Origin of the sequence: Paenibacillus favisporus (assembly GCF_040545415.1) — a bacterium.
In the GTDB taxonomy this organism is placed as follows: domain Bacteria; phylum Bacillota; class Bacilli; order Paenibacillales; family Paenibacillaceae; genus Paenibacillus_AQ; species Paenibacillus_AQ favisporus.
Genome location: NZ_JBEPLV010000002.1, coordinates 499,273 through 519,941, shown reverse-complemented (window position 1 = coordinate 519,941; position 20,669 = coordinate 499,273). Strand labels below are relative to the sequence as shown.

21 protein-coding genes and 1 other RNA gene are annotated in these 20,669 nt (G+C 52.3%); 10 read left to right on the top strand and 12 right to left on the bottom strand.

The genetic code is table 11. The features are described from left to right. The first annotated feature begins 122 nt into the window (after positions 1-122). Positions 123-1,742, top strand: a complete 1,620-nt coding sequence (cimA, locus tag ABID47_RS10490; RefSeq protein WP_145024890.1) for a citramalate synthase — start codon at positions 123-125, stop codon at positions 1,740-1,742. Between the two features lie 129 nt (positions 1,743-1,871). On the opposite strand, the gene ABID47_RS10485 is transcribed toward cimA, so the two are convergent. Further along, positions 1,872-2,423 carry a TlpA family protein disulfide reductase gene (locus tag ABID47_RS10485; protein WP_354496440.1) on the bottom strand — a complete coding sequence of 184 codons (552 nt, stop codon included), beginning with the start codon at positions 2,421-2,423 and terminating at the stop codon, positions 1,872-1,874. A 239-nt stretch (positions 2,424-2,662) separates the two neighbouring features. Between ABID47_RS10485 and ABID47_RS10480 the strand changes: the two genes are divergently transcribed. Beyond that, positions 2,663-3,118 (top strand): Mov34/MPN/PAD-1 family protein, encoded by a 456-nt coding sequence (locus ABID47_RS10480; protein WP_354496438.1) that lies wholly within the window; start codon positions 2,663-2,665, stop codon positions 3,116-3,118. On the opposite strand, the gene ABID47_RS10475 is transcribed toward ABID47_RS10480, so the two are convergent. The 3 genes from ABID47_RS10475 to ABID47_RS10465 are packed head-to-tail and all read right to left on the bottom strand — an operon-like array spanning position 3,104 to position 6,416. Further along, the gene (locus ABID47_RS10475; RefSeq protein WP_354496436.1) at positions 3,104-3,844 is read right to left on the bottom strand and encodes an exonuclease domain-containing protein; all 741 of its coding nucleotides are present in this window, start codon (positions 3,842-3,844) and stop codon (positions 3,104-3,106) included. The two genes, ABID47_RS10480 and ABID47_RS10475, sit on opposite strands and share 15 nt — an antisense overlap. Beyond that, the gene (locus ABID47_RS10470) at positions 3,841-4,920 is read right to left on the bottom strand and encodes a DUF294 nucleotidyltransferase-like domain-containing protein (RefSeq protein WP_354496434.1); all 1,080 of its coding nucleotides are present in this window, start codon (positions 4,918-4,920) and stop codon (positions 3,841-3,843) included. The genes ABID47_RS10475 and ABID47_RS10470 overlap by 4 nt, the downstream gene beginning before the upstream one ends. A gap of 50 nt (positions 4,921-4,970) precedes the next feature. Further along, a complete protein-coding gene (locus ABID47_RS10465; RefSeq protein ID WP_076170231.1) occupies positions 4,971-6,416 on the bottom strand; it encodes an ammonium transporter in 1,446 nt (481 codons plus the stop codon). Positions 6,417-6,680: 264 nt separating this feature from the next. Here ABID47_RS10465 and ABID47_RS10460 point away from each other — a divergent pair, with 264 nt between their 5' ends. Together ABID47_RS10460 and ABID47_RS10455 are read left to right on the top strand one after the other, a co-directional pair. Then, entirely contained in the window at positions 6,681-7,115 is a 435-nt protein-coding gene (locus tag ABID47_RS10460) for a MerR family transcriptional regulator (RefSeq protein ID WP_076170232.1), read from the top strand. 31 nt (positions 7,116-7,146) lie between these two features. Beyond that, positions 7,147-7,833: a zinc metallopeptidase gene (locus ABID47_RS10455; protein WP_076170233.1), complete on the top strand. Its 687-nt coding sequence runs from the start codon at positions 7,147-7,149 to the stop codon at positions 7,831-7,833. Positions 7,834-7,884: 51 nt separating this feature from the next. On the opposite strand, the gene ABID47_RS10450 is transcribed toward ABID47_RS10455, so the two are convergent. After that, positions 7,885-8,802, bottom strand: coding sequence for a LysR family transcriptional regulator (locus ABID47_RS10450; RefSeq protein WP_076170234.1), 918 nt, complete (start codon positions 8,800-8,802; stop codon positions 7,885-7,887). Positions 8,803-8,850: 48 nt separating this feature from the next. Further along, the gene (locus ABID47_RS10445; RefSeq protein ID WP_354496431.1) at positions 8,851-9,468 is read right to left on the bottom strand and encodes a rhomboid family intramembrane serine protease; all 618 of its coding nucleotides are present in this window, start codon (positions 9,466-9,468) and stop codon (positions 8,851-8,853) included. Positions 9,469-9,589: 121 nt separating this feature from the next. Here ABID47_RS10445 and tpx point away from each other — a divergent pair, with 121 nt between their 5' ends. Next, complete coding sequence (gene tpx, locus ABID47_RS10440) at positions 9,590-10,108, top strand: thiol peroxidase (protein ID WP_076170236.1); 519 nt, start codon at positions 9,590-9,592, stop codon at positions 10,106-10,108. 71 nt (positions 10,109-10,179) lie between these two features. Here tpx and ABID47_RS10435 read toward each other — a convergent pair whose 3' ends face one another. The 3 genes from ABID47_RS10435 to ABID47_RS10425 form a co-directional block, all read right to left on the bottom strand. Continuing rightward, positions 10,180-10,572: a DUF1499 domain-containing protein gene (locus tag ABID47_RS10435; protein WP_076170237.1), complete on the bottom strand. Its 393-nt coding sequence runs from the start codon at positions 10,570-10,572 to the stop codon at positions 10,180-10,182. A 187-nt stretch (positions 10,573-10,759) separates the two neighbouring features. After that, a non-coding RNA gene (gene ssrS / locus ABID47_RS10430) (6S RNA) lies at positions 10,760-10,951 on the bottom strand. A 74-nt stretch (positions 10,952-11,025) separates the two neighbouring features. Beyond that, positions 11,026-11,859: a YesL family protein gene (locus tag ABID47_RS10425; protein ID WP_354496428.1), complete on the bottom strand. Its 834-nt coding sequence runs from the start codon at positions 11,857-11,859 to the stop codon at positions 11,026-11,028. A gap of 176 nt (positions 11,860-12,035) precedes the next feature. Between ABID47_RS10425 and ABID47_RS10420 the strand changes: the two genes are divergently transcribed. Beyond that, positions 12,036-12,155 carry a YjcZ family sporulation protein gene (locus tag ABID47_RS10420; RefSeq protein ID WP_208629305.1) on the top strand — a complete coding sequence of 40 codons (120 nt, stop codon included), beginning with the start codon at positions 12,036-12,038 and terminating at the stop codon, positions 12,153-12,155. Between the two features lie 59 nt (positions 12,156-12,214). Here the strand turns inward: ABID47_RS10420 and ABID47_RS10415 are convergent, their stop codons facing one another. Continuing rightward, complete coding sequence (locus tag ABID47_RS10415) at positions 12,215-13,783, bottom strand: DEAD/DEAH box helicase (RefSeq protein WP_354496425.1); 1,569 nt, start codon at positions 13,781-13,783, stop codon at positions 12,215-12,217. A gap of 323 nt (positions 13,784-14,106) precedes the next feature. Here ABID47_RS10415 and ABID47_RS10410 point away from each other — a divergent pair, with 323 nt between their 5' ends. From ABID47_RS10410 to ABID47_RS10395, 4 genes are all read left to right on the top strand, one after another. Continuing rightward, complete coding sequence (locus ABID47_RS10410) at positions 14,107-14,931, top strand: YitT family protein (protein WP_435530605.1); 825 nt, start codon at positions 14,107-14,109, stop codon at positions 14,929-14,931. A 187-nt stretch (positions 14,932-15,118) separates the two neighbouring features. After that, positions 15,119-15,313 carry a hypothetical protein gene (locus ABID47_RS10405; RefSeq protein WP_076170738.1) on the top strand — a complete coding sequence of 65 codons (195 nt, stop codon included), beginning with the start codon at positions 15,119-15,121 and terminating at the stop codon, positions 15,311-15,313. A 346-nt stretch (positions 15,314-15,659) separates the two neighbouring features. After that, entirely contained in the window at positions 15,660-16,835 is a 1,176-nt protein-coding gene (locus ABID47_RS10400; RefSeq protein ID WP_354496421.1) for a putative glycoside hydrolase, read from the top strand. 176 nt (positions 16,836-17,011) lie between these two features. After that, positions 17,012-18,370 carry an MATE family efflux transporter gene (locus ABID47_RS10395; RefSeq protein WP_354496419.1) on the top strand — a complete coding sequence of 453 codons (1,359 nt, stop codon included), beginning with the start codon at positions 17,012-17,014 and terminating at the stop codon, positions 18,368-18,370. Positions 18,371-18,510: 140 nt separating this feature from the next. Here the strand turns inward: ABID47_RS10395 and pfkA are convergent, their stop codons facing one another. Then, on the bottom strand, positions 18,511-19,479 hold the full coding sequence (gene pfkA, locus ABID47_RS10390; RefSeq protein ID WP_076170243.1) for a 6-phosphofructokinase: 969 nt from the start codon (positions 19,477-19,479) through the stop codon (positions 18,511-18,513). A 17-nt stretch (positions 19,480-19,496) separates the two neighbouring features. After that, positions 19,497-20,528 carry a tetraprenyl-beta-curcumene synthase family protein gene (locus ABID47_RS10385; protein ID WP_105441578.1) on the bottom strand — a complete coding sequence of 344 codons (1,032 nt, stop codon included), beginning with the start codon at positions 20,526-20,528 and terminating at the stop codon, positions 19,497-19,499. Positions 20,529-20,669: the final 141 nt, after the last annotated feature.

The following is a 20,669-nucleotide window of genomic DNA, read 5'->3' as shown; positions in this document are numbered from 1 at the left end:
AAGAACCCTGGGAACCTACTTGCACGAGGAATTCTTTGTTACATTCCCGCGTAAAAATGATATAATAATGAATTATACAAATGACGTAGTGATCATTCCAAGACTTCCAAAGGAGGACTCCCATGTCTAAGTCCATTTCCATCTTCGATACGACCTTGCGGGACGGCACCCAAGGCGAAGGTGTCAGCTTGTCCGCCGACGATAAACTGAAGATTGCCAAGAAGCTCGATGAGCTTGGCGTACAATATATTGAAGGTGGCATTCCGGGAAGCAACAGCAAGGACATCGAGTTTTTTAAAAGGGTTCAGCAGCTGGGCCTGAGCGCCAAAATCACCGCTTTCGGCAGCACGCGCCGTAAAGACAGCAAAGCTGAGCAGGACGGAAACTTAAAGCGCATTCTGGAATCCGGTGTACAGGCCGCCACGCTCGTCGGCAAATCTTGGGACTTCCATGTCCATACAGCGCTGCAGACCACGCTGGATGAGAACCTGGCCATGATTTACGACTCGATCGCCTTTTTGAAGCAGCAGGGGCTTGAAGTCATTTTTGACGCCGAGCACTTCTTCGACGGCTATAAGAACAATGCGGACTATGCCGTGTCCGTACTGAAGAAGGCCAAGGAAGCCGGCGCCGATTGGCTGGTGATGTGCGACACGAACGGCGGAACCCTCCCGCATGAAATTCACGGGATCGTCACCAGCCTGACATCGCTTATCCCTCAGGCCCAGTTCGGCATCCATACGCATAATGACTGCGAGCTCGCCGTGGCCAACACGCTCAGTGCGGTGGAAGCCGGCGCCCGCCAGGTTCAGGGAACGATCAACGGCTACGGCGAACGCTGCGGCAACGCGAATCTCTGCTCCATCATTCCGAACCTGGAGCTCAAGCTCGGTTACGAGTGCATCGGCGAAGATCGCCTGAAGCAGCTGACCAACACCGCCCGCTTCGTCAGCGAAATCGCCAACGTCAACATGCCGGTGAACCAGCCGTATGTCGGTAACGCAGCATTCGCACACAAAGGCGGAATCCACGTCTCCGCTATCCTTCGCGACTCCCGCACGTACGAGCATATCGTGCCGGAGCTCGTCGGCAATAAGCAGCGCGTGCTGGTGTCGGAGCTGGCCGGCCAGAGCAATATCGTGTCCAAGGCGCAGGATATGGGCCTGGACTTCGACTCCACGAGCGAACATTCTCGCAAAGTGATCGAGAAGATCAAAGATCTCGAGCACCAGGGCTATCAGTTCGAAGCGGCCGACGCTTCCCTGGAGCTGCTCCTGCGCGAAGCCGGCGGCGAAATGAAGGAGCTGTTCACCTTTGAATCCTTCAAAATGCTGGTAGAGAAAACCGCCGGCAGAGCCGTCGTTTCCGAGGCGTTCGTCAAGCTGAACGTCGCCGGCAATAACGTCTATACTGCGGCCGAGGGCAACGGTCCGGTCAATGCGCTTGACAATGCGCTGCGGAAGGCGCTTGTGCAGTACTTCCCGGCAATCAAGGAAATGCACCTGTCCGACTATAAGGTCCGCGTGCTCGATGAGAAGGATGCGACCGCGGCCAAGGTTCGCGTACTGATCGAATCCCGCAACATCAACCAGTCCTGGAACACCGTCGGTGTGTCCGAGAACGTCATCGAGGCGAGCTGGGAGGCGCTGGTCGACAGTATGCGCTACGCCCTGCTGGGACAGATCCTTCAGGCATCGGAACCTGAAGCGGCTTCACCGTCGCAAGGGCTGGTCAATCACTAAACTATTCATATCAGCTTAACTGAAGCAGACCGTCCGGGAGCTATCCTGGACGGTCTTTTATGTTCTAAATCAACACAAAAAAAGAAGACCTCCGGCAGTCTACCCGGAGGGTCTTCCATTCACCCTAAACTAGGACTCGATCAGATGCTTGATCTTCTTCTCCAGATCCTTGGATGGCAGAATGCCCAGGATCACATCCTGCACGACGCCGTTTTTGTCGATCAGCACGTTTGTCGGGAACACGGCTCCTTTGTACTGGTCGTAGATCGTTCCTTTCAGGTCCAGCATGACCGGAAAGTTTACGTCGTATTTCTCGACGAAGCTTTTGGCGTTTTTCTTGTTGTCGTATTTGGTGACATTGATGCCGTAAATATTCAGGTTATCCTTGTATTTTTCCGCCAAGGCATGCAGCTCGGGCGCTTCCTGCTGGCACGGATCGCACCAGGAAGCCCAGAAATTTACCAGAATCGCCTTGTCCTGCGCCCCGCCGACACGGTATTCCTTCCCGTCGAGCCCCGTGGCCGTGAAAGCCGGTGCCAGATATCCCGCTTGCGGCTTCGTTTCGGTCGGCATCGGCTTCTCCTGCTGAAAGGCAGCCTGGATTTTGTCGCCTGCACTTTGGTAAACTACAACACCCGCCAGCACCAAAAAGGCGAGCAGAATGTACAAATTACGTTTCATAGATGTCGTCCCTTTTTTTCTTAAAGTGGTATCCCTTATATTTTACCCTCTTTTCACGGGAACTTACAAATGAACTGCAAAATTTTTCCCATCGCCCTATTTGGCTTGTCCCACAGTGCGATCTGATGAACACGTCCCTTGCGATTGTACAGGCATCCCGCTACACTTGACATGATATGAATGCACAAAAAAAGAGCCCCTGCCAAATGCAGAGGCCAAAGTGAGAGGGGAGAATACGGTTGACAGAGCTTCACGTACACGACGAAGAAATATGGCTGGATGCTGCTTGCGCCCACGGATTGGCGGAGCAGCTATTTCTTCATCGGCCTTATGAAGCCTGCGGTGTACTGCGGGGTAATGCTGCAGCGGGCGGCATGCGAATCGAGACGTTGATCCCGATCCGCAACGTAGCGCCTGACCCGCTGCACCGCTTCGCCCTGGATCCCCAGGCGTGGGTCCAGCAGTGTCTGAACCCTTCGGGACTGCTCGGAATCTTTCACACGCATCCACACACCGTTCCCGCTCCGTCCGAGGAGGATTTGCGCCAGCTCCCGCTTTTCGGAGATATGCTCCGTATCTATTTGATCAGCTCCCCCGACCAATCGGGATCTTCCATCCTGACCCAGGCTTACTTCATTGAACGATCAACGGCAGGCGATTTTCATCTCCGCCCGGCCCGGTTACGCATGGCTTAAATAGGCGTACAGGTCGCCCAGCGTCTCAACCTGTCTCCTGCGCGATATGTCCCGCAGGTACATAACCCACAGCTTTGCGGTCATCTTGGCATCCTCCAAAGCGTGATGCCTTCCCTCGATCGGAATATTTTTCGCCATCAGCAGGTCGTCCAGCGCAAAGCTCGCGCGCTGCGGCTCCAGCCAGCGGGCAACCATCATCGTATCGATCACCCGGTGGCTGAGGTTCACCTTCGAGGTTTTCCACAGTGCCGCATTCAAAAAGGATTTGTCATGGGCGCTCGCATGGGCCACCAGCACCCTTCCCCCAACAAAATTCATAAAACCGTGCAGACCGTCCATCAGCGGCGGCGCTTCGTTGATCATCGCCTGCGTAATCCCCGTCAATCCGGTAATGTGGGACGGCACCGGGCGTTTGCATTGAACGAGGCTGTAGAACGACTCATCCTCTTTGATTTCGCCGCCTTTGACCCGAAGCGCCCCGATCGACAAAATTTCATCGCCCTGCTGAACGTTAAATCCCGTCGTCTCCAGATCAAACACGACGGTTTCCAGCTCGCTGAGCGGAGTATGCAGAACCTCCGGCCGCCGTTGTTCTCTCATCAGCGAGCGGATAAACGCCATCTGCTGTGCGGAGGATCCACCCATCACTGAAGCAATCGCCGAGGGCATGCCTCCCTGCCGAAGCAGGCTCCAGAACCCGCTGTTCCCCCGTTCCGGCGTCTTCATGGTCTTCTCCTCTCCGCGAAACGGAGCTGACGCTGCAGCGCCCGGTGAGTCCGCCTGACGACAGTCAGGCTTTCGCGAAGCTCATACATCAGCGGCCTTTTCTTGAGCTCCTTCTGCGGAATGTAGCCGCTGCTCATGAAGATGCCCCTTTCTTCGCGGTGGGGGGCGGTCGACCTCAGCATCAAGGCGGTAAGAAAAGCGCGCTGCACGTTCTCCAGCAGCATGTTGCCCCCGTCCAGCACCATCAGCCTCTCCAGCCGTTTCAGCGTGGATGATTCCTTGACTCCCTGCTGGAGGGCCATATATCGGACGCTGTTGACGATCGGGATGTACACCCCGTATTTCACGTCAAAATCTCCGGCATGTTCCCCAAACCGTTCAGTAACGACCTGGCCGAGCAGATTTAGCGTTGCTTTATGTCTGACCGTATTCCGCAGAATCGCGATCGCCAGCTCCGGTGTTTCATCGAGACATTTTCCGAAAAAAGCCTTCCACGACTCAGAAAGTGTGCGATCACCAGAAATATAGCGCATATCTGTAGCAATAATCAGGTAGCGAACCGGTTCCCAGCTGAAGTCATTGCGCCAGCGGGAGAGCTGCTTTTTCCAACCCTCCAGCGTTTTGCGCCACAGCGGCTCGGAGCACATGACTTTCCCCTTGCATTTTTCATAGCCCAAATATTCAAACAGGTCCGACAGCCGTTGACCGAAGATTTGAAAATAAGCTTCCTTATAAGCATCCGGCTCGTCGCTGATAATAAGGCCGTTATCCTGATCGCTCCACAGAGTCGACTCCCTACGGCCTGCACTGCCGAATACGACGAAGGCGTAGGAGACGGGAGGCAGGCCGTAACCGGCCTCCTCCAGTTCCCGCTCGCAGATATCGACGGCTCTGGCCGCGATCAAATCATGCATTTCATTGACGAGTGCAGACCAGGCCCCGATCGGCATGTCAGCGAACATTTCCTGAAGCTGTTCCTGGCAGTCCAGTCGCCGGCTCCGAAGCTCTTCACGCGAGTTCGCATAAGCGATCGTACCGAGGTCCAGATCACATGATTCCGACTTCAGCGGTTCCATACGGTTCACCCCCTCCATGGTGAATTATATTCATTCATATTTCTTTAGACTTAGGTAAAGGACTCGTTGGTTCCCGCAGACGGCTTAGGAGCCGATGCGGAAGACGCCGATGGTCTGATCTCGGAATCAACGAGCAGCCTCATTTGCTCCGGATAGCCGTAAGTGCCGTGTTCGCTGATGTCCAGACCCATCATTTCTTCCTCTTCGGTAACGCGAATTCCCATCGTTGCTTTCATAATAGCGATGACGATAAAGGAGATCACGAGAACGAATACGAACGCCCCGAGGACACCCAGCACTTGAACGCCCAGCTGCGAGAATCCACCGCCATAGAACAGTCCGGGTTTTCCGACGCCAGTAATCTCAACAAGCTTCGGCGTTGCGAACAACCCTGTGGAAACGGCACCCCAAATCCCGGCAATACCGTGTACGGAAAAAGCGTAAATCGGATCGTCAAGTCCCGCTCTCTCAAACCATTGAGCCGTGAAGAAGGTAATGATACCGGCAACCGCACCGATCACGATCGCTGCCCACGCATCTACGAATGCACAAGAACCTGTGATAGCAACGAGAGCGGCCAAAACGCCGTTCAGCATGCTAGGGATATCGGCTTTGCCGAATATTGCCCAGGAAATCAGCAGAGCGGCAACAGCACCGGCAGCTACAGCCAGGTTGGTGGTCAAGGCCACATATCCGAAAAATCCGTCCATCAGTGGTGTCAGCGCACTGCCGGGGTTAAAACCGAACCAACCGATCCACAGAATAAACACGCCTAGTACCGACAATACCTGATTATGACCCGGAATGCTGTTAGGCTTGCCGTCCTTGTTGTATTTGCCAAGGCGCGGCTTCAGCATGTAAGTGATGACCAGGGCTGCGGTCGCACCTGTCAGATGCACGACGGTCGATCCGGCGTAGTCCTGCATACCCAATTGGCCCAACCAGCCTCCGCCCCATACCCAGTGGGCAACAACCGGATAAATCACGATCATAAAAATGGTTCCAAATACGATATATACGCTTAATTTTGCGCGTTCCGCCATACCGCCGCAGGCAATGGCCAGCGATACGGCCGCAAAGGACAGCTGGAACAAAAACTTAACCGTCAACGACGCATCCGATGCGGATAAGGAATCAAAGGACGCTGCCATGGAATCGCCGGTCAGGAAAAATCCCGTCGTTCCGAATAAACTGTTCCCATTGCCGAACCCAAGACCAAAACCGACTGCCCAGAAAACGACGATGGCAATTCCGAGTGTCAGTACGGTCTTCCCTGCGATATGACCCGCGTTCTTCATCCGTACCGTACCGGCTTCCAAAAGCGCGAAACCCGCCTGCATAAAAAACACGAGCATAGCAGCCATAAATACGAAGAAGGTGTTCAACCCAGCCTGTAGTTGAACGTTGGTCGCCCCGTCATCGGCTGCAAAAACCGTTACGGGAAACGTCAACAATGTAAGCATTAATAACATGATTCCTAACCATTTTCTTTTCATGTACCCCATTCCCCCAATGTCAATATTTCTAACACAAAGTGAAATTCTTAATGACATTATAAGCCGATAGTCCTGAAATTGACAAGATATTTTTTGAAAATACTGAAAAAATGTTTCTGATGTAATATTAACTTACAATGTCAGCTTTATAGGAAAAGCATGACGTTTGACTGTACGGTTCGGATTCATGTATCATAATTTAAGTAATATAATATGGAAACGAGCATTCGTTTAATTTCCTGCGAGGTGATATAGGATGGGGATATGATACTGTATCGGATCGGTGAATTAGCTAAGGCTGGTGGTGTCAGCGAGCGTACAATTGATTATTACACCAAGCTGGGATTGATTTTTCCAGAGAAGCGCACGCTTAAGAATTACCGTTTGTACAGCCATGAAACCTTGGTCCGGCTTAAACGTATTAATGAATTGAAACAAGAGAAATATAGTTTGGATGAGATTAAAGAGATGCTTGAGAAGTGGGATTCGGTTCCGGAAGAGAAGCAGGTGTCCGACAAGCTGTCTCACCTCGAGCTTCATATGCAGCAGCTGCAGCGCGAAGTGAAGGAGCTCGAACCGCTGATTAAGCAAATGAAGCCAAGCCATGCGCGGCTGGTGCTGCTGAATCTCCTCCCGCAAGGTGCGGCGTGCATCGAGGCCATTCGCCTCTTCCTTGAACAGCACGGCCCAACCCTCTAGTTTCCCGCAAAATAAAGCAGGAGGTATGGAAATGTATTTCGACGGAATGTATATACTTATCATTATTGCATTTCTGTTTTCGCTCTGGGCACAGTTTCGAGTTCAGGGTACCTTCAAGAAGTGGTCCACGGTTCAGGCGAACAGCGGCATGACCGGATATGACGCGGCCCGGCACATGCTGGATACCCACGGGCTGCACGACGTGCCGATCGAACCGGTACGCGGAGCCCTCTCCGACCACTACGACCCGATTAACCGCGTCGTCCGCCTGTCGGAACCGGTGTATTACGAGAGCTCCATCTCGGCGATTTCCGTTGCTTGTCACGAAATCGGCCACGCCATTCAGCACAAGGAGCACTACCCGATGCTGGTTCTGCGCCATCGGATTTTCCCGATCGTCAACTTTGCATCCGGGCTTGCTCCGATCCTTCTGATTGCCGGTTTCCTTTTCCAATGGCTTGGACTGATCGGGCTCGGCATTATCTTCTTCTCCGTTGCGGTTGCTTTCCAGCTGATCACGCTGCCGGTCGAATTTAACGCAAGTAACCGGGCCCGCGAGATTATGGTTTCGGAAGGATACATCACGAACGAAGAAGAACGCGGCGTGGCCAAGGTGCTGAATTCCGCAGCCCTGACCTATGTTGCAGCAGCGCTGGTTTCCCTGCTCGAACTGCTCCGGTACATTTTGATCTTTACGAACAGCAACAACCGTGACTAATACAAACAGGTATGTAGATATCCGACTTCAATATAAAAATACCCCGTGTCGTTAACCGACCGGGGTATTTTTATTGTTCTGGTGTAAGCCGAAATATTTAAGCAGAAAGGTGCGGAAAGACTGGGCCACCAGAGGAAGCTTATCGTCCGAACGATGAATCAGCCCGATCGTACGGGTGACTTTCGGCTCCGAAATTTTAACGCGTGCCGGCTGCAGCGGATTGGTCTGGAACAAGGCCAGCTCCGGCAGGATGCTGACACCCATGCCAGCCGCCACCAGTCCGCGGATCGTGTCGGTCTCCTCACCTTCGAAGGCGATCTTCGGCGTAAAGCCCGCTTCGAGGCAAGCATGCCAGACAATCGGCCGTAAAGAATAGCCTTTGCTGAAGAGAACGAACTTCTCATCCTTCAGTTCGACGAGCTTGATGCTCTCCTTCTCGGCCAACGGATGGTTCGGCGGCAGAATCGCATATAGCTCTTCGGTCAGGATCACTTCGCCTTCCACATGTTCATGCTTTTCCGGGAAAGGTGAAATGAAGGCCAAATCGACTTCCGCCGAGATCACATCACGGATCAAGGACGGGAACATCCCCTGCTTGAAACGGAATTTTACGTTCGGATACCGGCGTTTAAATTCGGCCACCACGGAAGGGATCAAATGAATCCCCAGGCTGTGCGGAAATCCGATACGAATTTCTCCCTGCTCCGGATCCAGAAATTCATGAACCTCCATGACCGCCTTATCCAAATCCTTCAGGATGCCCTCCACCCGTTTGCAGAACAGCTGCCCTACGGGGGTTAACTGCAGGTTTCTTCCTTTCTGCATAAATAAGTGGACTCCGAGTTCCTCCTCCAGCTGATGAATCTGCCGGCTCACCGCTGACTGGGCGACATGCAGCTCCTCTGCAGCCTGCGTGACATGCTCCTTCTGTGCTACCTTCAAAAAGTATTGCAACTGTCTTAATTCCACTACTTTCGCTCCATTCTGCTTATACGATACCTGTTCATCCGAGCTTGGCTAGCGGCGCCTTCTCAGCACCCTGGCCATCAGTCCATAAATAAAGAAACCGCCGATCAATCCGCCCATATGGGCCACCCAGTTAATGTTGGATTGTGAAACCCAGGTTACAACGACTCCCACGATCAAAATGCCGTACACGGTTTTCCGGGAAGCGTCGTCCATCCACTGCCGCTGAAGCAAGGCGATATACAGATAGGCGCCGTAAATGCCGTAAATCGCTCCTGAAGCGCCTATGGAGATCAGAATCTCTCCGGTACGGTTGTAATGAGCCACTGTCATCAAATTGCCCAGAATACCGCTTAACAAGTACAGCAGCGCGTATCGCCATGGACCAAGCAGCCTCTCCAGAGGCGGGGCAAACACGAGCAGCGCGAAGCTGTTAAACAGCAAATGGGAAAAACCCGCATGCAAAAACATGGAGCTGACATATCTCCACCACTCATTATATTGATCGATGTTCGTCAGTGCTCCAAACCGGATCAGCGTTTCATTGTTGGTGGAGCCCCCGTTAAAGGCCATAATGAGAAACATCACCAGGTTGATGACAAAGAGCAGCGTCGTGATCGGGTAGTACTTCAAATAACTTTTCAGATTCTCATAACGTACAAATAACATGTTATCCTTCCTTCTATAACCGAGTAAACCGCCGACGAAATTGGACAATGCCTTTTTAAAAAGATTATAATGGACTTTGTCACGAATCACCAATTTTTGATAACCAGGAAGGAGATTTCATATGGCACAAGAACGTACCAATGCAGCTACATTCAAAGGCAATCCGATTACCCTCATTGGCCCGGAACTTCATGTGGGCGACGCCGCTCCGGATTTCAAGGTCAGCAAAAATCTGCTTGAAGAGGCTACTCTTAAGGATTATGCCGGCAAAATCAAATTAATTAGTGTCGTTCCTTCTCTTGATACGGGAGTATGTGACGCCCAAACGCGCCGTTTCAACGAAGAAGCCGCCGGCCTTGGCGACGACGTGATCGTGCTGACCATCAGCGCTGACCTTCCATTCGCCCAGGAACGCTGGTGTGCCGCTGCCGGAATCGACCGTGTCGTGACCCTTTCCGATCACAAGGAGATGTCGTTCGGCGACGCATACGGTGTTCATATCAAGGAATTCCGTCTGGACATGCGCTCCATTTTCGTCGTGGACAAAAACGACAAGATTACATATGTCGAGTACCTGAAGGAAATGGCCGAGCATCCGAACTACGAAAATGCCGTAGCAGCCGTTAAAGAACTGCTGTAATTCGGCTTAAGCCGCCATGTTCCCATAAAAAGCGGGAGAAAGAGCTGATCTTTCTCCCGCTTTTTCCTTACTCATTGTGTTATTTTGTATTTAGCCAGTTTCTTATCCAATATGCCGAACAAGTTTAAAATAATCCGGTAATTATACCCCAGATCCCCCAGCGAGCCCCGGGAGGCGGAATACATATCAACAGCGGTGCGGACTGGACCAACCGATAGCACCGAAATGGTAATATCCACGGTACGGCCAAGCGAGGTTCTCTTCTCCAGCGTGATTTCCCCGACGGAAGACACCTCGTGCAGCACTTTGTAGCCAGGAATTTTTTTAAGTGTCGAGGAGATTTCCTCCCATGCCTTGTCTTTCGATAAATTGTAATAGCGCGTTTTCATTTTAGGATCCTTCGCGCGGTCGCTTGTTCCTTCTTGACTGCGAATGACCCCCACTAGAACTCTCTTTAGCGACAAGACCTTTCCTCCTTTATAGTAAACATCATCAATACTTAACAGTTTATCATTGTTACGGTCAGAACAAAAGAGTAAGTACGGAATGATGCCGGAGATTCAACAAAAAAACACCCCAACCCGGAAATAGAACCGGTTAGGATGTTCTCTATTCTGCACCATAATGGTCGCAATGGGTTCATCGACAAAATAAAAACCCGCCTATGCCGTCCGGTTAAATTGTCTTCTGAACCTGCTCTAGCAGGTGGGTGATCGCATAAGCGGTTTTGAAGTCCCCATGTCATATAGACAGGGCGTTTCAGCTGCGCTTCATATAGATCTCCCTCAGACATTATCATTGGTTCAAAACAACGATTAACCGTGGCGAACATCGCAGGATGTAGTCTTATTATAGACCGAAATCGTCAGCATGTAAACGAAATGGTAAAAATTTAGAAGAAAATATCGCTTGCTGGCTTAGTTTCTTTTACCCGGCCCATCGCCATTTGAAACGCTTTCCTCGTACCATTCATCTCTCTTGTCCGGATCGCCCTGCAAACTTACGGAATCATCCGCGTCGGCGGCTTCCTGCTGCGCCTCTTCTTCCTTCTGTTTGAGCCGCTCCGCTTGCTCCTGCATCTTCATGTAGGTGCCGTAGAAGTTGAAAAACGCCCACAATGCGATGACGCTTCCCCCAAAGAAGAAGATCAGCGCTGGATACTTGGACCCGATAAACAGGACGACCGCACTCCCGAGCACGGTAGCAAGCACCCGGAAAGGCCGGATGATCGTAATCAGAACCGCGTTCTTCAAAATCTGTCCGATGGACATATGGTAATGAACGATCATCGAAAAAAAGTTGAACATCGACAGGAACAGAACGATCAGCAGGATCAGCATCACAATCCCGATCAGCTGCATATTGCGGAACTGGGTCATATAGACCGTATAATCCACCATCATAATAACCAGCAGCAGCACGTAGAAAATACCGCCGACCATACTTTGTTTGTAGTTTTCCTTATACGCTCTGAAATAGGTGCTGAAAATTTTAATATCGGTATCGCCCATCACCCATTTGCGCACCACTGCAAACAGCGCCGCTGTTGCAGGGAACAATGTAAACGGTGCCACGATTCCCATGGCCCAGTTCATCTGCAGCGACTCGTTAGCCCCCGTTACCAGCAGCTTCGTCACCAGAAAAAAGAAGAATGGGATCGAACACAGCATCCACAAGATATTGCTGTAAGCTATCCGGGTAATCCACTCTGTAATTTTGTAAATTCCACCCATTGCACCTTTGAATTCCAAGTAAAAGTCTCCTCCTCCACTAACATGCCTGTACCTTAATAATACCGCATTAGGGACATACATTGCCAGAGCCTAATTTCCGGCATCTGGGTGTTGGTCTATACATGCGGGCGAAAACCGTCATAAGATACACCGTAATCCAAAAGAGTTCAACTTTTTGAAGGAGGTTATGTTCAATGTCTCACGCTGTAGGCGGAGTTGGTTATGGTTACGGTCATGGCCTTTGGGGTTCCACAGGCGCCATTCTGGTGCTGTTCATCCTGCTCGTTATCATCACTCGCGCATTTATCTGGTAATTTGATGATATGAAAAAAGAGGCGAAGTGCATGCGGCACTTCGCCTCTTTGTTATGTTCTTACTTCTCGAATGAGTCTTCGCGTTTCGTAGTACGGCGTCCCTCGCTGCTGCTGGTCCGCGGTTTGCGGTCGCCGCGGTACGAATCACCGCGTCCGCTGTAGCTCTTGCTGTAGCCGCCGCGTCCGTCGCCGCCGCGGTCACGGTTGTACCCTCCGCCGCTTCGGCTGCCGCTGCTGCCGCCGCGGTAGCCGCCGGACGGTTTGCGTCCGCTGCGCAGGTCCGGCTTGCCGCTGTGACGGCGCTTGACGCGGATCGGGTCTTCCGGCGTCAGCTGGATATCCGAATCCTTTTTCTCGCCTGTCAGCATCTTCAATGCCGCAGACAGCAGCTGCACGGAGTCGTACTGCTCCAGCAGTTGGATGGCTAGTCCTTTGTATTCGTTCAATTCACCCTTCTCCACGGTTTCAAGCAATCTTTCCGCCGTCACGCGCTGTTTGCCTTCGATGGCTTCAGCCAGCGTAGGAAGAGGCTTACGCGGAATCCGGTGACGGGTTACGCGTTCGATCAGGTGCAGGTGATCCATTTCGCGCGGAGTAACGAAGGTCCACGCGGTACCTTCTTTGCCGGCACGGCCGGTACGTCCGATCCGGTGCACGTAGCTTTCCGGATCCTGCGGAAGGTCAAAGTTCACGACATGGGTAACGCCGGATACGTCCAGGCCGCGGGCCGCAACGTCTGTAGCTACAAGGACGTCGATGCTTCCGTCACGGAATTTGCGCATTACGGTGTCGCGCTGGTTCTGGGACAGGTCCCCGTGCAGGCCGTCCGCGGAATATCCGCGCTTCTGCAGGGCTTCGGCCAGCTCGTCGACACGGCGCTTCGTGCGTCCGAAAACGATGGCAAGCTCCGGAGATTCCATATCGATCAAGCGGCTGAGCGCTTCAAACTTCTGGCGTTCCGGCACTTCGATATAAGCCTGGTCAATCAGAGGTGCGCTGACTTGTTTCGGAATAACGGAAACATGCTCCGGATTTTTCAAAAATTGCTGAGCCAGCTTCTGAATGTTCGGCGGCATCGTCGCGGAGAACAGCATCGTTTGGCGTTCTTCCGGTACCAGCTTCAGGATCGTTTGGATGTCTTCCATGAAGCCCATATCCAGCATTTCGTCAGCTTCGTCCAAAATGACGGTTTCGACGTCGTCCAGGCGGATCGTTTTGCGGTTAATGTGGTCAAGCAAACGGCCTGGCGTACCGATAATAATTTGAGGCTTCTTCTTCAGCGCACGGATCTGGCGTCCGATGTCTTGACCGCCGTAAATCGGCAGCGAGCCAATTCCTTTGAAACGGGTCAATTTTCCGATTTCCTCTGCGACCTGAATCGCAAGCTCCCGGGTAGGTGTCATAATGAGGGCGACGATTTTATCCGTATCTTTGGAAATTTTATTAATCAGCGGAATACCAAAGGCAGCGGTTTTGCCTGTACCCGTCTGTGCTTGGCCAATCATGTCCCGTCCGCTCATTGCGATCGGAATGGATTGTGCCTGAATCGGTGTCGCTTCCTCAAATCCAAGCTCTGTAATGGCCTGCAATACCTTTGGTTCGAGGCCTAATTCTGCGAAATTTTTCAAATTTTTCATACTCCTTCTATAAAGTGGACATACCACAATCTTGTCTGTATTCTTAAGTAGCGGTAAACATTATATAGGGTAGCCAAACTTCGATCAAATGTTTCATGGCTTCGATTCTCTATAGCGTTTATCCGGGCAAACAAAACAGCCTACAGAATTTAGTAAACGGTAATTATTCTCCTGAAACAATGCAAAATAATACTATTGTACAACCGTACTCAAGAACATCTAATACATTATATCACAAACCAAATTACAAACACCAGTCAAGCTGAAACAACTTTCACTCGTCTTGCAGAAAATTACATAATGAGGTGATGAGCTTGGAGCTCAAAAATATTTGGAAGTATGTGGTTGTGGTCCTTGGTGCGGCTTTTATTGCCTGCGGATTCAATTTATTTCTCGTTCCGCTTCATTTGCTGAGCGGGGGCGTGTCGGGCCTGTCCATGCTCGTGAATTATTTTACACCAATCAGTCTCAGCGTTCTTTATTTCGTGTTTAACATACCGATGCTTGTCGCCGGCTGGTTCCAGCTCGGCAAACGTTTCATTGTCCTGAGCATTCTATCGGTCGTCGCCACAACGTGGCTGATCGCGATAGTTCCCGAAACGTCCCTCGTGTCCGATACGCTGCTCGCTGCGGTATTCGGCGGCGTCCTCGTCGGGATCGGGGCAGGCATCTCTTTCCGCGCCGGCGGCTCCTCCGGCGGGTTCGATATTATCGGGTCCATCGTTACGCGTTACCGCGACTTCCCGATCGGAAACATACTGGTGGCCATGAACGGGGTCGTCATCCTCGCAGCCGGTTACTTACAGAACAATTGGAACCTGGCGCTCGCCTCCATCGTTTCCATCTTCGTCACGGGCAAGGTCGTGGACATGATCCACGTCAGCCATTTCAAGGTCACCGTGTACATCATCACGAACGAGACGGATGCCCTTCTTCAGCAGCTGCTGGAGCGTCCGCGCGGCGTAACCAAGATCAAGACGCAGGGCGCTTTTTCCAATGTGGAAAAGGATATGCTGATGACCGTCACCACCCGGTACGAATTGGCCGAGCTGAAGCGCATCATCAAGCAAACCGACCCCAAGGCGTTCGTCAACATCGTCGAGACCGTCGGGGTCATGGGTTCCTTCCGCAGAAGCTGATTTTTGTATGCGCTGTGTAAAAAAAACACCAAATGTGGTATATTAATAGTGCGCGCTTCCTACAATAGTTCCATGAGATTAGGATAGACCCGAATTTCCCAAAGCACCAAAACGCTTTTCCGATTCGCCTTGCGTTGGATCATCTGACTGTGAAGATTCGAAGGAGGAAAGGGTGATTTTTGTGGAAATGGAAATGGAAACGGTAAAGTTGTCCCAAATCGTCATGAAATGGTTCCCGGATATGATGCCATTCTTGAAGCAAAATGAACTGAATTCCCTCATTGTGCTGCGGGACGGACTTAGCATTCTGGAACAAGAAGATGCCATGGAGATCATCCAGTACAGCATCTGTGAACATCAGAGCTCCGCGCTGCTTCACTGATTTATAGCAAGTAGCAAGTGCTTGAATAACATGCCATTCGCGAATGGCCGCTTTCAGCGGCAGCGCGGGTGGCATTTTTATTTGGCCTGAAGCGGCCACCGGGCACGGGAACTGCAATTTTGTCAAAATGTTGGAAGTCGCTTTTCCCGCAAGTATTTAAGCATCCCGGTGGCAACCCTACGGAAGAGGGAAGCCGTTTGATTCCAAGCTGATTCGTTTAAAAAAAGAGAAGGCGCCCAGATTCCAGCCGCGCAGCCTTCGCCAAATGATTACAAAGCTGTTGCACCAAACAGGAGGTCGTTCCGATATAATTGACATGTAAAGCCATTCAAGGGGAGAGAGTATTATGAATATTATTTGGGCGCTGCTGCTGTTGCTCGGCAGCAGCGCCGGCCATCCACAACAGCAGGACAGCAATCATCCGTTAAGCCAATTGTTTCAGGCAACCGTTCATTCCGCAATGATCGCATCCCAACAAGACGTTCCGGTCAGCGCAGATCACCCGCCCGTCAAGGTAGATCCGCAGGTCACCGCCCCCAAAGTCAAAGGGATTTACGTTACCGCATACAGCGCCGGCGGTTCACGAATGAATCAGCTGCTGGATCTCATCGACAAAACCGATTTGAACGCCATGGTGGTCGACATCAAAGACGATGCAGGATACATAACCTATAAGACGGACAATGCCACGTTGAAGCGGATGGGCAAACCGCAGCCGTTCATTCCGGACATCAACCAGCTGATGCAGCGCCTGAACAAGCATAAGGTGTACCCTATCGCCCGGGTGGTCGTATTCAAAGATACGGTCCTTGCCAAGAAGCGGCCGGATCTGTCGTTCAAAAATCCGGACGGAACCCTCTGGGAGAACGGCAAAGGCGACAGCTTCGTCAACCCGTACAGCAAGGAAGTATGGGATTACAACATCGCGATTGCCAAGGAAGCAGCCAAGCTTGGCTTTAAAGAAATTCAGTTCGATTATGTACGGTTCCCGGAAGGATTCGAGAAGCGGGCAGATACGCTGAAATACGTTAAAAACGATAAATCCCGCGTGGATACGGTCGCAGAGTTCGTCCAGTATGCCCGCAAGCAGCTGGCCCCTCTCGGCATTCGCGTGTCGGTAGACATCTTCGGCTATGCGGCATCCGTTCCGGCGGCAGAAGGGATCGGTCAGGATTTCGGTAAAATCTCCGAAAACGTGGACGTCATCAGTCCGATGGTATATCCGAGCCATTACACGACGGGCTGGTTCGGCGCCCAGGATCCGGACAAGGAGCCTTACAAGACGATCAAGGGCTCTATGGCCGATACGCACAAAAAGCTGGATCCGCTCAAAGACCGCAAGCCGATCATCAGACCCTGGATTCAGGATTTTACCGCAAGCTGGCTCGGCAGCGGCCATTACGAGAAGTACGGCAAGCAGCAGGTACAGGATCAGATTCGCGCCTTAAAAGACGCCGGCGTGGACGAATACTTGCTGTGGAACGCTTCAAACCGTTATTCCCAAGGCGTGGCCTACAAATAAGAGGTACCGTCTAGATCAAACGGCATGATTATATACGCCCTTCCTTATCCCGGCGGCTTTCGCCGGGTTTTATTTATTTGGAAATGCCCCTGTTCAAACCGGTGTGCCATGGTTTACAATAATAGTCTTGTCACCTTTATGTCAGAATTTAAGATATCTGTGAGGCTCATTTTATTATGAAAACAACAATGTCGCTCAAGCAAAAAACGATGCAGTTTCTCGTCATCCTGCTGCCGATTCTGGTCACGCAAATCGCGCTGTCCGCGATTACGTTTTTCGATACCAACATGTCCGGCCGGGCCAGCTCGACCGATCTCGCCGGTGTAGCGATCGGCACAAGCCTGTGGATCCCCCTCCAGACCGGTCTGAGCGGTATCCTGATGGGCATGACTCCGATCGTGTCCCATCTGGTCGGCGGTGGAAGCCGCAATAAAGTAGCTTATCACGTCATACAAGGCCTGTATCTCGCCATATTGCTGGCCCTTGTGATCCTTGGAATCGGCTCGCTGCTGCTTCCCGTTATTTTGGACGGGATGAACCTGGAAGGGGATGTCCAGGACATCGCTTTCCGCTTTTTGAGCTACCTGTCCATCGGCATCGTTCCAATGTTCGGTTATACCGTGCTGCGAAGCTATATCGATGCCCTGGGACAGACCCGGATTTCCATGCTGATCACGCTGATCTCGCTGCCGATTAATGTCGGCTGCAATTACCTGCTGATCTTCGGCAATTGGGGGTTCCCCCGCTTGGGAGGCGCAGGCGCGGGAATCTCATCCGCCATCACTTATTGGTGCGTGTTCCTGATTGCGATTCTGTTCATCCACCGGCTCCATCCGTTCACCGATTACGGCATCTTCCGGAAGCTGTACGGAGTATCGATTTCCGTGTGGAAGGAGCTGCTGAAAATCGGGGTGCCGATCGGCTTCTCCATCTTTTTTGAAACCGGAGTATTCTCCGGCGTTACCCTGCTGATGAGCCGCTTCGATACGGTGACGATCGCGGCCCATCAGGCGGCGATGAATTTTGCGTCCACGCTCTATATGATTCCGCTCAGCATCAGCATGGCGCTCACCATTCTGGTCGGCTACGAAAACGGGGCGGGCCGGCTGCGGGACGCCAGACAATACAGCAGGCTCGGGATTTCCACTGCGGTGGGCCTTTCGCTGATTACCGCCGTGGTTCTGCTCGTAGCCGGACGTTATGTCGCCGGATTTTATTCAGAGGAGAGCCATGTGATCGAACTCATTCAGCATTTTCTGATCTATGCGATTTTCTTCCAAATCTCCGATGCCGTAGCCACCCCCGTTCAGGGCGTACTGCGCGGATATAAAGACGTCAATCCGGCATTCATCATTACGTTTATTTCGTATTGGGTCATCGGACTGCCCGTGGGCTACCTTCTGGCCGAGTTCACCCCGCTTCAGGCCTATGGCTATTGGGTCGGCCTGATTACGGGACTCGCAGTCGGCGCGGCACTTCTGCTCGGACGGCTCGTTAAGGTCCAGCGGCGGTTCGCTGCCCTAAAACGAGCGTAACCGCCCGGGTTCTCCCGAGCAGTTACTGAGACTTGGCTGCGTAAGCGAAAACGGCATACCGCTCCCCCACTTTCGGCTCACTACAAAAAGGCGCTGCAGGGTTAAAACCCCGCTGCGCCTTGTCTGTGTTACCGTTATGTTTATTGTGAAAGCCGTGAAGCGAGCTCATACAGCTCCCGGTTAAATTCCTTCTTCGTGTTGACGACCTTATCGATGTCCGTCAGCACGAGCTCGCCTTTAATGATGCCGCAGGCCTTGTCGGATTCACCCGCGATCAGCATACGCACCGCAAAATCGCCCAGTCGGCTCGCCAGATTCCGGTCCGCCGGAGTCGGCGTTCCGCCCCGCTGGATATGTCCAAGCACCGTTACCCGCGGTTCCAGAGTAGGGCAGCGGTCGGTCAGGGCTTTGGCAACCTCTTCCCCGCTTCCCACACCTTCAGCCACGAGCACGATACTGTGCCGTTTGCCATGAGCAAAGTTCTGCTTCATCCGCTCCGTAATTTCATCCATGTCATGAGGCATTTCCGGCACGAGGATCGTCTCCGCACCCGAAGCGAGGCCCGCATGCAAAGCGATATCTCCGCAGTGTCTTCCCATGACTTCCACAATCGAGGACCGCTCGTGCGAGGACATGGTGTCGCGCAGCTTGTTCACCGCATCAACGACGATGCTGACGGCGGTATCGAATCCAATGGTGTAATCTGTAAACGCGATATCGTTATCGATCGTTCCGGGCAGCGCCATCGTATTGATGCCGAGCTTGCTGAGCTTATTGGCACCCTGGTATGAGCCATCGCCGCCGATGACGACAAGGCCGTCGATTCCGTGCTTGCGGAGGATTTCCGCACCCTTCTGCTGGCCTTCCGGTGTCATAAATTCCTTACAGCGTGCCGATTGGAGAATGGTGCCGCCGCGCTGGATAATATCGCCCACACTGCGCAGATCCATCGAAAAGATGTCGTCGTTCAGCAGGCCGTGATACCCGCGCTGAATGCCGTAAACCTCAAGTCCGTGATACAAGCCGCTGCGTACGACGGCGCGCACGGCTGCGTTCATCCCTTGCGAATCTCCGCCACTGGTTAGTATTGCGATTTTTTTGACTGCCATGTTATTTCCTCCTCTTATCACTCGTACAAATGCTTGCGGATCCACCGGCTGTTGAAGAAGAAGAATAAGCGGGTAAGCGGGCTTCCCTTCATCAAACGTTTGGATACGGAGCGAACTTCCTGCTGCTCGCTGACTTTGGGATCGGATAAATAGATTGCCAGCAGTCCCTCAATGATCATCCGATGGAACGGGGGCACCGGGATGGCTGCAACATCCTTCCGGGCCGATTCCACAATAAAGGCAATCCGGTCCAGCATGACTTCGGGGCTCTCATAGTAATTGCAAAAATTGAGGTCTCCGCCAAGCCGATCCTCTTCCTGATCAATCAGGTAATCCAGCATAATATGCAGACAGCAAACATGTGGAAAATATGACGCATGAATGGAGGCGGCGGCAGTGCTGCTCAAATGGCGGTCGCTTGCGGCCAGAAAGAGCATGAACACACCCAAGGTCGAACCGGTTGCCGCGGCGAACTCGTTCCATTGGAGCTGGGGAGTCCGTTCGCGATGAAGCTCCCACCACGCAAGCAGCGCCGGTTCTCTTAACTCCGGTTTGATGTGCTTGTAAACCTGCAGGTCGGTATACAGGCCCGCTAAATCCCGGATAAAGGGCATCGCGGCAGCGTAGCCGGGCAGCTGGCGTATGCAGCTTTGGCAGGTTGTCACCAACCCATGCAAATAACCTCCGTCATTTTGCTCCTGACGAAGTGCATAGTAATTGACAGGTTCAGCCGCCGGGTCGATCGCATCCAGCATCGATTGGTGAAGCAGGCGGAAATCTTCGGCTTCCATGGATGTGCTGCGGTCACACAGGTTATCCAGATAGTCGCTGATCGTCTGATAGGCCACGATGAGCTTGGTAAGTATAAGCCGCTCCGGCAGCGGAACGGCGGCGTAGACGCCTCCGCCCTCACAGTGAAACTGCTTCGTCTCTATACTCGCCAAGGCTTGCTTTCTCAGCTCGGGATCAGGGATGTTCCCTGCCTTCCTCCGCCATCCGTCCAGTTCTTTTCGCACTTCCGGCAATATATGCTTGTACACCCGGCTCATTAAACTGACAGGATTCCGGGGAACTTGATATCGAGTTTGCCTATTTTCATTCAAGACGGTGCCTCCACATTGTTGTCTACTTGTATCGATCCTAATGTCCTTTATTATAATATGGTCCTGGAATTTGCACAAATAAACCGT